Origin of the sequence: Marinobacter lacisalsi (assembly GCF_042651045.1) — a bacterium.
Classification (GTDB): domain Bacteria; phylum Pseudomonadota; class Gammaproteobacteria; order Pseudomonadales; family Oleiphilaceae; genus Marinobacter; species Marinobacter lacisalsi.
The window spans coordinates 55,666-69,299 of sequence record NZ_JBHSDI010000007.1 but is presented as its reverse complement, the minus strand read 5'-3'; the positions used below and the strand labels follow the sequence as shown (position 1 = coordinate 69,299).

Genomic DNA, 13,634 nt, shown 5'->3' with positions numbered 1-13,634 from the left:
ATTTAGTCCACACGCGTAGTAATTGAGAAATCCATGGACAAACGCCTTTTTTACCTGCTGAACAAAGCACGCCATCGGGTCTACAGGGTTGCTGACCAACACTGCGAGGAAGCACTCGATGTTTCAGTAACCCAACTGGGGGCACTACTGGTGATCGCCGGTAACGAGGGCTGCCAGTTCAAGGAAGTGGCCGACACCCTGAACCTGAACAACTCCGCCATCACCGGCCTGGCGGGCCGCATGGAACGGCGGGGGTTACTTGAGCGACGGGCCTGTGAACAGGACGGCAGATCCTCACGCCTGTACCTGACCGACCTTGGGCGCCAGAAACTCGATAGCGCCAGACCGCTGATCCAGGCACTGAACGAACGCATGACCGAAGGATTCAGTGACGAGGAAGTGACCGTGATACTGCGGTTTCTCAATCGTCTCGTGGATGAATTCTGACACTCCATAACGCAAGGAGGCCGCCGATGAGCGCCCGGGAAGCCACACTGCACGATGTCATCCGACAGGATATTCCACTGACCACCGATGGCGGCCACCGCCTCGATGTGCGGGTGTTTCCGTCAACCGGTTCCCGCTCGGTGGTGATCATTGCCGGCGCCATGGGCGTGAACCAGCATTGCTATGAAAAATTTGCCCGGTTTCTCTGCGATCAGGGGCATACCGCGATCACTTTCGACTACTTCGGAACTGGTGGCTCACTGCATACTGCGGTAAGGCATTGCCCGGTCCGGGTCACTGAGTGGGCCACGGAGGACTGCCGGGCCTTGATCCGCCTGGCTCGGGAGCGTTTCCCGGAACAGCGGCTGCAGTGGATTGGCCACAGCGTCGGCGGCCAGCTGCTGGGCCTGACCCCCAACGTGAACGAGCTGGACAACATTGTCACCATTGCCTGCGGCAGTGGCTATTGGTTGGAGAACGCCCCTCCCACCAAACGGGTAGCCTGGCTACTGTGGTATTTCCTCGCACCGGCCAGCCTGGGATTGTTGGGGTACTTCCCTGGTAACCGCCTGAACATTGTCGGCGACCTGCCCCCCAACGTCATTCGCCAGTGGCGGCGATGGTGCCTGAACCCGGAGTATGCTGTCGGAGCCGAAGGCCCGCCGGTTCGGGAGCAGTTCGCCAGTGTCCGTGTACCGATCACCACCGTTGCCTTCACCGATGATGAGATGATGTCCCGGCGCAACACCGAATCCCTCCATGGGTTCTACTGTAACGCCCCCGTCACCATGGCGTTTATCGCCCCGGCCGATATCGGCGAACAGCGGATAGGACACCTGGGCTGGTTCCGGGAGCGTTTCCGTGAATCCCTCTGGCAGGAACGGTTACTGCCCCTGTTCGCCTGAACCTGCCTGTCTAACCAAACAGCACCACATGCATCAGACGTCCCGGGAGCAGGGTGAAGACACCTGCCCCGATGACGGCGTAAAAGAACAACGACGACATAATGATGCCATGGCGTCGCATATTGCCCTGCCTTGCCGCATGAATCGCCCAAACCAGAGCGATCAGCGTTGTCACCGAGAGGATATGGATCGGGCTCCACAAGCCCACCAACCGGATCTGGTGAATGAAAAACGATGAAAACGCGGTCACGGCCATGGCAAGAATCCAGGTCCACCCCATGAGCCGGTGCATAGGTGTGCCCCTCTTCAGGGCCAACTGAAGCACCCCGATCACCAGAGCAAGCATGACCGCAGCCACATGGACCTGTATAGGCAGGCTCGCTGCCAGTAATGCATCCAGATTCATCTCTCTTTCTCCTTGATATGCGCTTTTTTGCATAATAGCCACAGCAACACCAATATGCAACAATGCGCATAACAATTCCATAGGAGCTTCCATGTCACTCAAATATGCCGTGCTGGCCGCCCTCCACGAACAACCGGCAACCGGCTATGACCTCACCCGGAACTTTCGTACCCGCATGGCCAACGTGTGGAACGCCAGCCACCAGCAGATCTACCGGGAACTGGCGAAAATGACAGAGGAAGGTTTGCTGGAGGTTGAGGAGGTACCACAGGAGAGCCGGCCAGACCGGAAGCTTTACCGTCTCTCGGACGCCGGTACAGCTTCCCTGGCCACGTGGCTTGCGGAACCACAGGGGCGACCGCCCACCCGCGACCCGCTACTGGTCAAACTGTTCGGGGGTGACCTGGTGGATCCGGCATCCCTGCGGGAAGAAATCGAGCGGCACCGACGGAACTGGCAGGAAGAACTGGGGCGCTATCAGGACATCGAAGCCGAATACTTTTCCAAACCGGAGCAGGTCCCCTTCCGTTTCCGGTTGCAACACCTGGCGCTGAGAAAGGGCATCCTGGCCATGGAAGCCAACCTGGCCTGGGCAGATGAGGTGGCTGGGGTACTGAAAGATGAACTGACAAGCAGGCCGTAGGCGTATATAAGCGGATTTTGATCACCAGGGCCTTTCCCCCTCTGATACCATAATCAGCAGACGATACGTCCGTTTTGCCACATAACGACCCCCCATTAGCTGTCGAGGAGACCCCCAATGAAATCCCGCGCCGCTGTCGCCTTCGGGCCCAATAAACCCCTTGAGATTGTCGAAGTCGATGTGGAGCCACCCAGGGCTGGCGAAGTGCTGGTGCGCATTGTCGCCACCGGCGTCTGTCACACCGATGCCTACACCCTGTCCGGCGCTGATCCGGAAGGCCTTTTCCCGACCATTCTGGGTCATGAAGGAGGCGGCATTGTCGAAGCCGTTGGCGACGGCGTGACTTCCCTGGAAGTGGGCGACCACGTGATCCCGCTGTACACCGCCGAATGTGGCGAATGCAAGTTCTGCACCTCTGGCAAAACCAACCTGTGCGGCGCGGTACGGGCCACCCAGGGCAAGGGCGTAATGCCGGACGGCACCAGCCGTTTCAGCTACAACGGTCAGCCTTTGTACCACTACATGGGCACCTCCACCTTCTCCGAATACACCGTGCTGCCGGAAGTGTCACTGGCGAAAATCCCGAAAGAGGCGCCACTGGACAAGGTCTGTCTGCTGGGTTGCGGCGTTACCACCGGTATCGGGGCGGTGCTCAACACCGCCAAGGTCGAGGAAGGCGCCACGGTGGCTATCTTCGGTCTGGGTGGCATCGGCCTGGCCGCCATCATCGGCGCCAAAATGGCCAAAGCTGGCCGCATCATTGCCATTGATATCAATCCGTCGAAGTTCAAGATCGCCGAGGAACTGGGCGCCACGGACTTCGTCAATCCGAAGGACTATGACAAGCCGATCCAGGAAGTGATCATCGAGATGACCGATGGTGGCGTGGACTATTCCTTCGAATGCGTGGGCAACGTCAACCTGATGCGTTCGGCCCTGGAGTGCTGTCACAAGGGCTGGGGTGAATCCATCATCATCGGCGTGGCCGGCGCCGGGGAGGAAATCAGCACCCGCCCCTTCCAATTGGTGACAGGACGGGTCTGGAAAGGCTCCGCCTTCGGCGGGGTAAAGGGTCGCACCGAGCTACCGGACTACGTCAGGAAGGCCGAAAGCGGCGAGATTCCACTGGATACCTTTATCACCCACAATATGAAGCTGGAAGACATCAACGAGGCCTTCGAGCTGATGCATGAAGGCAAGAGTATCCGGACCGTCATCCACTACTGATCGATCCGGGCCGCGGGCAGTCCGCCGGGGAGTTTACCCCGGCGGATCTGATACTGCCTCCTACCCGTTTGCAGCGGCCGGGTAACGGCGATGACTGACCTTCGCCAGCACAACGGCGGGAATAATCAGCACCGCACTGATCATCGACAGTTGCAAATTAGTGAGAGGAATCGGCCCTCCACCGGGCACCGCCAGCAACAGCCCGCCGACGATCAACGCCAGCCTGACTGGCCATTGCAGAACCCCACTGGCCGCCAGATTTCCTACCCCCAACAACCAGCCCTGCATGGCACCGGCAATCAGCACAACGCCGGCCAGAGCCTGCAGGATAACCACCAGCACCTCATTCCAGACACCCTGGAAGATCAATGCCGGATTGAGCACGAACAGGAACGGAATGAAATAGATGACACTGCCCAGGCGCATGGCCTGGAATCCGGTTTCCATGGCGCGGGCCCCTGCGACGGTGGCGGCGGCAAACGCCCCCAGGGCTACCGGTGGCGTGATGAAACTGAGCATGCCCCAGTAGAGGATAAACAGGTGTACTGCCAGCGGGTCCATACCGCCACCATTGATCAGTGCCGGCGCCAGCGCCACGGCCAGGAAGATATAGGCCGCCGTCACGGTCATACCGATACCCAGAATGAAACTGGTTACCGCCCCCATCATCAGCAACACCAGCGTATTGCCCCCGGCCAGATAGATCAGGTCGTTGGCTATGGTGCCGGAGAGACCGGTTACCGACAGGGCGCCGACCAGTAGCCCCACCCCTGCCAGAATGGCAATCAGCTCCGCGAATAGCTTGCCCGCGTCAAAGAAGAAGTCCTTTACGTCCTGCCACCCCCAGCGCTGGTAAGGCAATACCTGGTTAATCACCAGCAAAAGCGCCGTGGCATAGAACGGCGCGGTGGCTTCCTGACGCAGGAAAAACAGCAACCAGATCAGCAGCACAAACACGAATATGAAGTACCAGCCTTCCTTGAGCGTCGTCTTCAGCGATGGCAGCTCATCCACCGGCAATCCCTTGAGGTCATGGCGGGCGGCGTAGGCGTCGATCTGGATAAACAGACCCAGAAAATACAGCACCGATGGCACCACCGCTGCCAGCGCAATGGTGCCGTAGGGAATGTTCAGAAACGCCGCCATGATAAAGGCGGTAGCTCCCATAACCGGCGGCATCAGCACCCCCCCGGTCGAGGCGCAGGCTTCTACCCCCGCCGCGTAGGACCTGCCGAACCCGACCCGGCGCATGGCGGGAATCGACATCACGCCGGTGGTCATCACATTGGTGATGACACTGCCGCTCATGGAACCCATCAGGCCGCTGGAGAACACCGCCACCTTGGCGGGACCGCCACGAACATGGCCTAGCAGGGCGAATGCCAGATTGATAAAGAATTTGCCACCGCCGGTCCTCTGCAGGGCGACCCCGAATAGCAGGAAGCCGATGACCAGGTTGGCAAACGCCTGCAGGGGAATGCCCATGACCCCTTCACGGCTCATGGCCATATAAATGGCCGTTTGCGACGGTGACGACGGGAAGCCCTGAATGGGGCCCGGCATCACGTCGGCAAAAATCGGGTAGAGGCTCGCAAGCCCCACGATAATGGCAATGGGCAGGCCGCCGGCCCGGCGGATTGCCTCAAGCACCGTCGCCCAGAACAGGAAGCTCATGACAACCGCATACTGGGGTGCAGCGTATTCCCAGCCACGATCCAGGATCTGCTCCGCGTTGATCACGAAAAACCCGCAGATACCGATCGACGCCAGAAACAGCAGGATGTCGTACCAGGGCACTCGATTGCGGGCGGAATGGCGGTTGAAGGGCCACAACACGAATACCAGCGGCAGCATCAGCGCCACCACCGTGTAGAAGAACTGACTCTCCACCTGCGTAACCACATTGATCAGTTGCAGGTTGAACAGGTAATCGATGGCAAACAGTGTCAGCGCCACTGTGGCAAGGCGGGGAACCCACGGCCAGAAGCCGCCAGGGCGCCGGATACCGGCCACTTTCTCCCGGTCCGGGGAGGTGGTTTCAGGGGGTTGGGTCATTGTGCAGCAACTCCGTCGGAAGTCTGCGGCGGGAGGCCGTCAAACCTCCCGCCACCAAAGAAGCCATCGGCCGTGAACTCAACGGAAAATCGGATTCATCCCCGCTCCCGTCAATGCTTCGGCCCTGGCTTCCATCCAGGCGCTGCGGAAGGCATCCTCATCATCCGGCGTGTCGCCGGCGGTAAAGGTTTCCCAGGTATCCAGCAGGATGTTCTGACGACGCACCAGCATGTCCTGGTGTTGCTGCATCTCGTCGGTCCAGTGACCGATCTCCTTGTAGTACTCCACCACGGCGTCATGGAATGGAATCACCCACTGCATGTTCTGGTTTTCCAGGGCGTAACCTTCGTTACCCGGGGCGGCATCCTTGTACTTGTCATAGTCCTCGGTGAAGATCTTCACCATGCTCTTGACCAGGGTGTCGTTGGTACCGGCATTGGCTACCATGATCGGGTAGGGATAGCTGGAGCCGATCCACGGGTCATCCTCACTGATACCAGCGCCAGAGGTGACCTTGTGGGGCTGGAAGTAGGGTGCAACTTCTTTCAGCCGGGCCCAGCCTTCCTTGTTTTCCGGGTCCAGGGTCAACCAGGTAATGCCGCGAGGGCTCGCCGCGAGCTGCTGGGCACCACTGGCCACGGTCACGGTAAATGCAGTATCCGTCTGACCGGCGACGATGCCATCGAATGAGCGACCGTAGCCCGGAAACTCGACACGCTCCACGTCATCCCAGGTCAGATCGCCGAAGGCGAGCATGGCTTCAGTGCCAATGTTAAGTGCGTCATCGCCACGAATGTACGACACCCTTTTGCCCTTGAGATCGGAGGGGACTTCCGCATCGATATCCCCCGCCACCGCAATGCTCAGACCGAAGGTTGCTATGGAGGTGGTGACCACCCGGATGGGCTGGGGTCCCCAGTTTCTGTCGGCAAACAACAGCACACCCTCGGCACCGTAGAAGGAGGCAATGCCACAGGCGCACAAGGGAACCCGTCCCGTCTTGAGGGGTGTCATACGGGAAACATCGTTGTCACCGGGCAATATACGCAAAGAGACACCGTATTCGTTCTGCAGCAGATTGCCGATGGATACCATCTGACTGTAACCGGCGGAGCCGGTGCCGTAAGCGGTCATTCCGAGGGTGTCCGGCAGTTCAATATCATCAGCACTGAAAGCCAGGGTGGGAATTGTCGCCAGCGCGAAGGCGAGCAAGTGCCGTTTGAAATCAGGCATTGGTTTTTCCTCTTGATATTGTTGTATTTTTGATTCAAGTGTCCGCTTTGCGGAGTGTTATTTTTGGAACGGAGGGTTGCATGCCGTTACAGAATCGCCTGTCAGCGAGCTGAGCGTTGAACAACGCCCAGGCCAACGAAAAGAGTAGCAGTGATTTACGGTTAAGCGAGAAATGGCGGCCGGGAGGCCATTTCTCGCTATGCACCTTCCGCGCGGTCCAGATATTGTCGCCTTTCTCCATGACGCAGACGCCCGCCCCCCGTTCAATGGCTCAGGCCCATGAGGATTCGCGTGCAACAGTTGCCCCTACAAGGCGGCAATAACTGTCTCGCAGACCTCATCCTGGTTCAGCCCAGACGCCTTCACCCAGACATCGCAGTAATGTTGATAGAGTGCGAATCGCTCCTGGAACAGGTCGGTAAAGGACTGCGCCGGGCCTCTGGAAATGCCTCTGAGACTATGATCCCCGATACGCCGCATCATTTCGTCCAGGGGAATATCCAGGAATACCACCTCACCATCCTGCTTCAGGTGCGCCATAGCCTGCTGGCTATATACAGCACTGCCTCCCGTGGAAATGATGTGCCGCTCCACGGCAAGCTCCAGCAGAACCTCTTCCTCAATGGCGCGCAGGGCCAGATAGCCCTCGGCGTCCACAATCTCCTGCAGGGTGCGGCCAGCCTTTTGCTGTATCAGCAGATCCGTGTCCACGAAACCGAAGCCCAGGCGCTTGGCCAGCAGCACGCCAACCGTGCTTTTGCCACTGCCTGGCATGCCGGTAAGCACAATATTATCCGGTCTGTTCGCCATTATCGGTCTCCATGAACACTGAACCAGCACTGTCCCGTCAGAAGGGACGAGGGCACCGGCCGCCAGCCTGATCGGACATTTTACAATGTTCTACAAGTCAGCAACGAACCGAACCGTAATGGCGTCGTAAATCATGCGGTCATTCCCGAGCCCCCGAAAGGGGCCTGACCACTGAAAAGGAAGTGTCGATGTCCGGCCACTACGATTACGGCCTTGTTGTTGTGTCTTATTTCGTCGCAGTGCTGGCAGGATACAGTGCCCTGTATTTTGGCGCACAGCTTACACATGCGCTTTCCAGGCGCACGCTGTGGCTGGGCCTGGGGGCTCTCACCATGGGTACCGGCGTGTGGACTATGCACTTCGTGGGCATGCAGGCCCACAAAATGGAGATCTCCCTGAGCTATGACCTGTGGCTGACACTCCTGTCCTGGCTGGCCGCTGTCATCGCTTCGGGGCTGGCTCTCCAGCGCATCGGTCTGCCAAGGATTTCGCCGCTGCAGATCGGTGCAAGCACTGTCTTTATGGCGTCCGGTATTGTGATTATGCACTACCTGGGCATGGAAGCCGTGCGCCTGACGCCGGGACTGCAGTACCACTGGCCCTGGGTTGCGGTCTCCGTTGTTATCGCCCTTGCGGCCTCGGCGGGTGCCATGATTCTCTGTCGTCAACTGGCGGATGCCGAGGGCGATCACGCAAACGTATTCCATTCCGCCGCCGCCCTGGTCATGGGAGCGGCGATCAGTGGCATGCATTACACCGGCATGTTCGCAGTTACCTACCCCGTCGGGTCAGCACCTCATCCCGATAATCTGCTGACCGGCGACTGGATGGGCATTCCGCTAGCTGTCACCATCAGCGCCCTGCTCGTACTGGCGATGGTGGTCATCATCCTGGACCGCCGCAACGCCCGGATTGCTGCAGAGCAGGCCGAGGCCCATCGGGAACGACTGGAGCAGATGGCCTTTGAAGATACCGAAACCGGCCTGCCCAACCGGTCAGCGCTGGACCAATACCTGCTGGATTGCATCGTTCGCGCAGGTCGGGAAAAGCGCACGTTCGCCCTGCTGTATCTGAATATTTCAAATTACCGTGACCAGGCGCCCGCGAAAAGCAGCCGTGAATGCAATCAATGGTTGCCCGGCGTTGCCCACGCCCTGAAACAGCTTGCCGCAGAGAATACTGCCGGCTGGTGGCTGGCCCGGTATTCCGACAGTGCGTTTGCACTGGTAATCGAGGAGCCACACAGCAACGCCCAACAGCCACTGTTCAGGCGTATCCAGGAACTGGTGACCAATGCTCTGAGCATTGGCGAGCACCTGCAATGGGAGGCCGGCCACAGTCTGTTCCCGGACAGCGGGTCCTCAAGCCGCTCCCTGATCCGTGGTGCGATGGTCATACGCAATCCGGGCCAGATCGGTGACTTTTCCCGACCGCCCAGGTTCGCAGATATCAACGGCGACACATCACCGGAGAACGTTAGTGAGCTTCCGCTGACAGAACGGGTTTGAATGGCGTGATGGCCCGGCAGGGCGGCGCTATGCCGCCAGTTCCTCGCGCATCACGTTGAGCAGACCACCCTTGAGCACCATCCGGATCTGGCGGTCACTCAGGTCATGTCCCAGTTCGTAGCGTTTCCCGCTGCGGGCGTTTTTCGCCACGATCTTGTCGCCGGACTGCAGGGCTGAGGCCAGGTCGTTCAGCTCCAGTTCATCGCCCTGCTCGATGTCGTCGTAGTCCCTGTCGCTGGTGAATTTCAACGGCAGTACGCCAAAGTTGCACAGGTTCTGCCAGTGAATGCGGGAATAACTCCTGGCGATGACCGCCCGCACCCCCAGGTAACGCGGGGCCAGTGCCGCATGCTCGCGGCTTGAACCCTGGCCGTAGTTTTCTCCGCCCACAATCAGCGAGCCCGATTCCTGGTGCTGTTTCGCCCGCTCCGGATAGGACGGGTCTACCCGGGTATAGGTGAACTCGCTGATGGCCGGAATATTGCTGCGAAACGGCAGGATTTTCGACCCCGCCGGCAGGATTTCATCGGTGGAAATATCATCACCCACCTTCAGCAGCACCGGTGCTGCCAGGCTGTCCGGCAGGCCGTCAAACTGCGGCAGAGTGCTGATGTTCGGCCCCTTCTCCACCACGCTCAGTTCCGGATGCCGGGCCGGCGGGCGGATATTGCGGTCCTCTACATGGAATGTACGGCTGTCGTCGAACACCGGGTAATCCATCTCCAGGTCCCGCGGGTCGGTAATCACGCCCATCAGCGCCGAGGCTGTGGCCGTCTCGGGGCTGCACAGGCACACCTTGTCTTCCTGTGTACCGGAGCGCCCGGCGAAATTCCGTGGCACCGTGCGCAGGCTTATCTGGTCTGTCGCAGGCGCCTGGCCCATGCCGATACAGCCGTTGCAACCGGTCTGGTGCAGGCGGGCGCCAGCGCCAAGCAGGTCTGCCAGGTGACCAAGCCCGGCCAGGTTTTCCAGCACCTGTCGCGAGGTGGGGTTAATGTCAAAGGACACCCGTTCGTGCACCTGACGCCCCTTTACCATCATGGCGGGCACGGCAAAGTCCCGCAGGCCCGGGTTGGCGGAAGATCCGATATAGGCCTGGTAGATCGGTTCCCCGGCCACCTCGCGAACCGGCACCACTTTCCCGGGGCTGCTGGGAAGAGCCATCAACGGCTCGATCTTCGCCAGATCAATCTCTTCATGCTCGTCGTAGGTTGCCCCGGCGTCGGCGGTTAACGGCTCGAAATCGTCTTCCCGATCCTGCTGCCGCAAAAAGGTTCTAACGGCCTCGTCCGCCGGGAAAACGGTGGCCGTGTGGCCCATCTCCTGCCCCATATTGGCAATCACATGCCGGTCCATGGCGGACAGGTGCCTGAGGCCCGGGCCGTAATATTCAAAGACTTTCCCCGCCCCGCCTTTCACGCCATGACGCCGAAGCATCTCCAGGATCACATCCTTGGCACTCACCCAGTCCGGCAGTTTGCCGGTCAGTTTAACGCCGACGACTTTTGGCATGTTGAGATAGAACGGCTCGCCACAGATGGCCATGGCCACGGCCAGGCCACCGGCCCCCATGGCCAGCATGCCCAGGGAGCCAGCGGCGCAGGTATGGCTGTCAGAACCCAGGAGCGTCTTGCCGGGTTTTCCGAAACGCTCCATATGCACCGGATGACTGACCCCGGAGCCGGGTGGACTGAACCAGATACCGAATTTTTCGCAGGCACTGCGCAGGAACAGGTGGTCATCCGGGTTGCGGTTATCCACCTGAAGGAGATTGTGGTCAACATACTGGGCGGAAAGTTCGGTGCGGACCTGGTCCAGGCCCATGGCCTCCAGCTCCAGCATTACCAGGGTGCCGGTGGCATCCTGGGTCAGGGTCTGGTCGATTTTAAGGCCGATTTCCCGGCCTGTTTTCATCTCGCCCGACACAAGATGTGACTCGAACAGTTTCCGGGTGACATTAAGCGGCCGGGTCTTGCTCTGCTTCGTCATTGGAGCTACCTCCCTTCGCGAACCAGATGGCCAGTGTCCCGTTTGACGGATGCGTTGGCCTGCTGCGGGACAAGGGAACACTCAAGCCAGGAATTTGCGATTTGCTTGCCTACAATATGTACGACAGATTCCGCATCCACAACCTCGTCGGGTGGAATTTCCGGGGTCATGCCACCCGGAACAGTGGCACCAGCTCGGGTGAAAAGTGGGAGACGTTAACCCGCAGACGGTTCTCCGAGCCGTTCGTCACACTGAATGAACTACCCGGCATCAACAGCACGTTGCGTGCGGCCAGTTCCTGGATCAAAGGCGCCAGGTCGTCCATTGACGGGTGGTGAATCCACAGGAACATGCCCCCCGCCGGCTCTATCTCAAACTGCCAGCCAAGCTTGCGCAGTGCCTGTTGGGTCACTTCCTGCTGAACCATCAGTTTACGCTGGATAGATTGCATGTGCTTGAGGTAGGAGCCGTCGGTCATGATGGTATTGACGAACCGTTCGCAGAACCCCGGCACAGCCACCGACGTCAGCAGCTTCAGCTCCACCAGCGAGGCGATGAGATTCAGGTTACAGGCCAGGTAACCGATGCGCAGAGAAGCCGACAGCGACTTGGAGAAACTGCCGATGTAGATAACCCGGTCCAGGCCATCCAGCTCGGCAAAACTCTGGTGAGCGCCGGCGGCGAAATCCCCATAGACATCGTCCTCCACGATCGTGAAGTCATGTTCGATGGCCAGGCGCAGGATCTCGAACGCGACCCGCGCACTGAGACAGCCCCCGGTGGGATTATGGAAGGTACTGTTGCAATAGAACGCCCTTATCCGGTGCTGCTTTGCCAGCCGGGCCAGCGCATCAACATCCGGGCCATCAAGGCCACGGGGAACCCCCATTACCCGCCCTCCGGCCAGGGCAATCAGCTTGATCAGGTTGCCGTTACCGGGCTCATCAACCAGCACCACGTCGCCGGGCTTGATCAGCAGGCGGGTCACCAGATCCAGCGCCTGGGTCGCCCCCAGTGTGGTGAGCACCTGAATGGGCGATACATCGAGACGGATCTTGCTGCTCAGGTGCTGGCACAGCTGAAGCCGCAGCGGACGGTAGCCCTGGATATCGCCATATTCCACCAGAGACCGTCGCTCGAGGCGGGCCGTTCTTCGAATGGAGCGGGTCAGGATATCGGTGTCCCGCCACTTGGTCGGTAGCCAGCCACAGCCGAGTTTGACCGCGTCCGGGTTGCTCTGCAGCAAACGGAACAGGGGATCACTGGACATCTCGAAAGACGACGCAAACGCCAGCGCCCCCGAGGGGCTGTCATGGCCGGAGCGCGTGACAAAGTAGCCGCGCCCCTGCTGAGCCTCTATGTACCCTTCGGCCACCAGCCGTTCATAAAGCTTGACCACCGTGTGGTGACTGGCCCCTTCCGTCCTGACCACATGACGGATTGACGGTATGCGCTGACCGAGCTTCCAGTCGCCATTTTCCAGTCGCGTTCTGAACCTGTTGTAGAGCGCCTGATGATCCATGAACCCGCCTCTTCCCTGCCTTGTCTGCTGCTCGGGTAACTGTTCGCGAATTTATCCTAACAGTTGGCGGAAGTGTTAAACCACTGTGTGCCTTTCAGGACGATAAAACTGTCACGCTAAACACCCAACGTCAGAACAACAATCAAAGGAAGATGATGTATGTCGAGCCCGGAGCAACTCAGTTATACCAATAATCGTGGCTTTACCAACCAGAAACTGGAGGGCGTGGAACTGAAATGGGGACAGGCGGTTACCGTTGTCGAACGGCTGATCATGGCGGCGCTGATGGAGTGCTGTTCGGTCACCCTGTACGACAAACTGAAATACGCGAAAATCATCGATGACCTCAAGGAGACGTGCACCCATGACCTGATCACGTTTTCCCGCAAGGACCCTTCGGCGGGCGGTGAAATCGAGGTCCTGGCCAGGGCCTCCACCTCCTATACCGCCGTGCTGCACTATCGCATCGCACACTGGATCTATCAGAACCTGCAGGAACCCGAAAAGACCATGCTCGCCGCGCTGCTGTCACGGCGGGGCAAACTGCTGTCCGGCGCTGAAATCCATTTCCGGTGCTCTATTGGTCAGCGCTTTGTGCTTGATCACGGCTACGGCACCGTCATTGGTGAAACAGCCCGGATTGGCAACGACTGTTACATCCTCGGCGGCGTCACCCTGGGCAGCCGGGAGATTGCCGACAACACCCCTGCCCCCCGGCACCCCCAACTGGGGGACAGGGTACAGGTGGGCATGAATGCCACCCTGCTGGGTCCGATTCTGATCGGCGACGACGCGTTCATCGGCACGGGATGCCTGGTGTCACGGGACGTACCGAGCGGTCACCGGGTAACCATGCGATCGGACCAGAACATAACGGTGATGGGATAAG

Annotated in this window: 12 protein-coding genes; 6 read left to right on the top strand and 6 right to left on the bottom strand. The window is 59.5% G+C overall.

The window, feature by feature from the left end; genetic code table 11:
* Positions 1-33 precede the first annotated feature (33 nt).
* On the top strand, positions 34-447 hold the full coding sequence (locus ACFOZ5_RS03890; RefSeq protein ID WP_379885538.1) for a MarR family winged helix-turn-helix transcriptional regulator: 414 nt from the start codon (positions 34-36) through the stop codon (positions 445-447).
* A gap of 26 nt (positions 448-473) precedes the next feature.
* Positions 474-1,352, top strand: coding sequence for an alpha/beta hydrolase family protein (locus tag ACFOZ5_RS03885; RefSeq protein WP_379885537.1), 879 nt, complete (start codon positions 474-476; stop codon positions 1,350-1,352).
* A gap of 10 nt (positions 1,353-1,362) precedes the next feature.
* On the opposite strand, the gene ACFOZ5_RS03880 is transcribed toward ACFOZ5_RS03885, so the two are convergent.
* Positions 1,363-1,839 carry a DUF2306 domain-containing protein gene (locus tag ACFOZ5_RS03880; RefSeq protein ID WP_379885536.1) on the bottom strand — a complete coding sequence of 159 codons (477 nt, stop codon included), beginning with the start codon at positions 1,837-1,839 and terminating at the stop codon, positions 1,363-1,365.
* A gap of 10 nt (positions 1,840-1,849) precedes the next feature.
* Between ACFOZ5_RS03880 and ACFOZ5_RS03875 the strand changes: the two genes are divergently transcribed.
* Together ACFOZ5_RS03875 and ACFOZ5_RS03870 are read left to right on the top strand one after the other, a co-directional pair.
* Positions 1,850-2,401 (top strand): PadR family transcriptional regulator, encoded by a 552-nt coding sequence (locus ACFOZ5_RS03875; RefSeq protein ID WP_379885535.1) that lies wholly within the window; start codon positions 1,850-1,852, stop codon positions 2,399-2,401.
* A 117-nt stretch (positions 2,402-2,518) separates the two neighbouring features.
* Positions 2,519-3,628, top strand: a complete 1,110-nt coding sequence (locus ACFOZ5_RS03870; RefSeq protein ID WP_379885534.1) for an S-(hydroxymethyl)glutathione dehydrogenase/class III alcohol dehydrogenase — start codon at positions 2,519-2,521, stop codon at positions 3,626-3,628.
* 60 nt (positions 3,629-3,688) lie between these two features.
* Here the strand turns inward: ACFOZ5_RS03870 and ACFOZ5_RS03865 are convergent, their stop codons facing one another.
* The 3 genes from ACFOZ5_RS03865 to ACFOZ5_RS03855 form a co-directional block, all read right to left on the bottom strand.
* Positions 3,689-5,683, bottom strand: coding sequence for a TRAP transporter permease (locus tag ACFOZ5_RS03865; RefSeq protein WP_379885533.1), 1,995 nt, complete (start codon positions 5,681-5,683; stop codon positions 3,689-3,691).
* A 78-nt stretch (positions 5,684-5,761) separates the two neighbouring features.
* Positions 5,762-6,916, bottom strand: coding sequence for a TAXI family TRAP transporter solute-binding subunit (locus tag ACFOZ5_RS03860; protein WP_379885532.1), 1,155 nt, complete (start codon positions 6,914-6,916; stop codon positions 5,762-5,764).
* A gap of 306 nt (positions 6,917-7,222) precedes the next feature.
* A complete protein-coding gene (locus ACFOZ5_RS03855) occupies positions 7,223-7,726 on the bottom strand; it encodes a shikimate kinase (protein ID WP_379885531.1) in 504 nt (167 codons plus the stop codon).
* A 188-nt stretch (positions 7,727-7,914) separates the two neighbouring features.
* Here ACFOZ5_RS03855 and ACFOZ5_RS03850 point away from each other — a divergent pair, with 188 nt between their 5' ends.
* Positions 7,915-9,234 (top strand): MHYT domain-containing protein, encoded by a 1,320-nt coding sequence (locus tag ACFOZ5_RS03850; protein ID WP_379885530.1) that lies wholly within the window; start codon positions 7,915-7,917, stop codon positions 9,232-9,234.
* 27 nt (positions 9,235-9,261) lie between these two features.
* Here the strand turns inward: ACFOZ5_RS03850 and ACFOZ5_RS03845 are convergent, their stop codons facing one another.
* Positions 9,262-11,223 carry an aconitate hydratase gene (locus tag ACFOZ5_RS03845; RefSeq protein WP_379885528.1) on the bottom strand — a complete coding sequence of 654 codons (1,962 nt, stop codon included), beginning with the start codon at positions 11,221-11,223 and terminating at the stop codon, positions 9,262-9,264.
* Between the two features lie 166 nt (positions 11,224-11,389).
* A complete protein-coding gene (locus ACFOZ5_RS03840; RefSeq protein ID WP_379885527.1) occupies positions 11,390-12,745 on the bottom strand; it encodes an aminotransferase-like domain-containing protein in 1,356 nt (451 codons plus the stop codon).
* Positions 12,746-12,904: 159 nt separating this feature from the next.
* Here ACFOZ5_RS03840 and ACFOZ5_RS03835 point away from each other — a divergent pair, with 159 nt between their 5' ends.
* Positions 12,905-13,633 carry a serine O-acetyltransferase gene (locus ACFOZ5_RS03835; RefSeq protein WP_379885526.1) on the top strand — a complete coding sequence of 243 codons (729 nt, stop codon included), beginning with the start codon at positions 12,905-12,907 and terminating at the stop codon, positions 13,631-13,633.
* Position 13,634 lies beyond the last annotated feature (1 nt).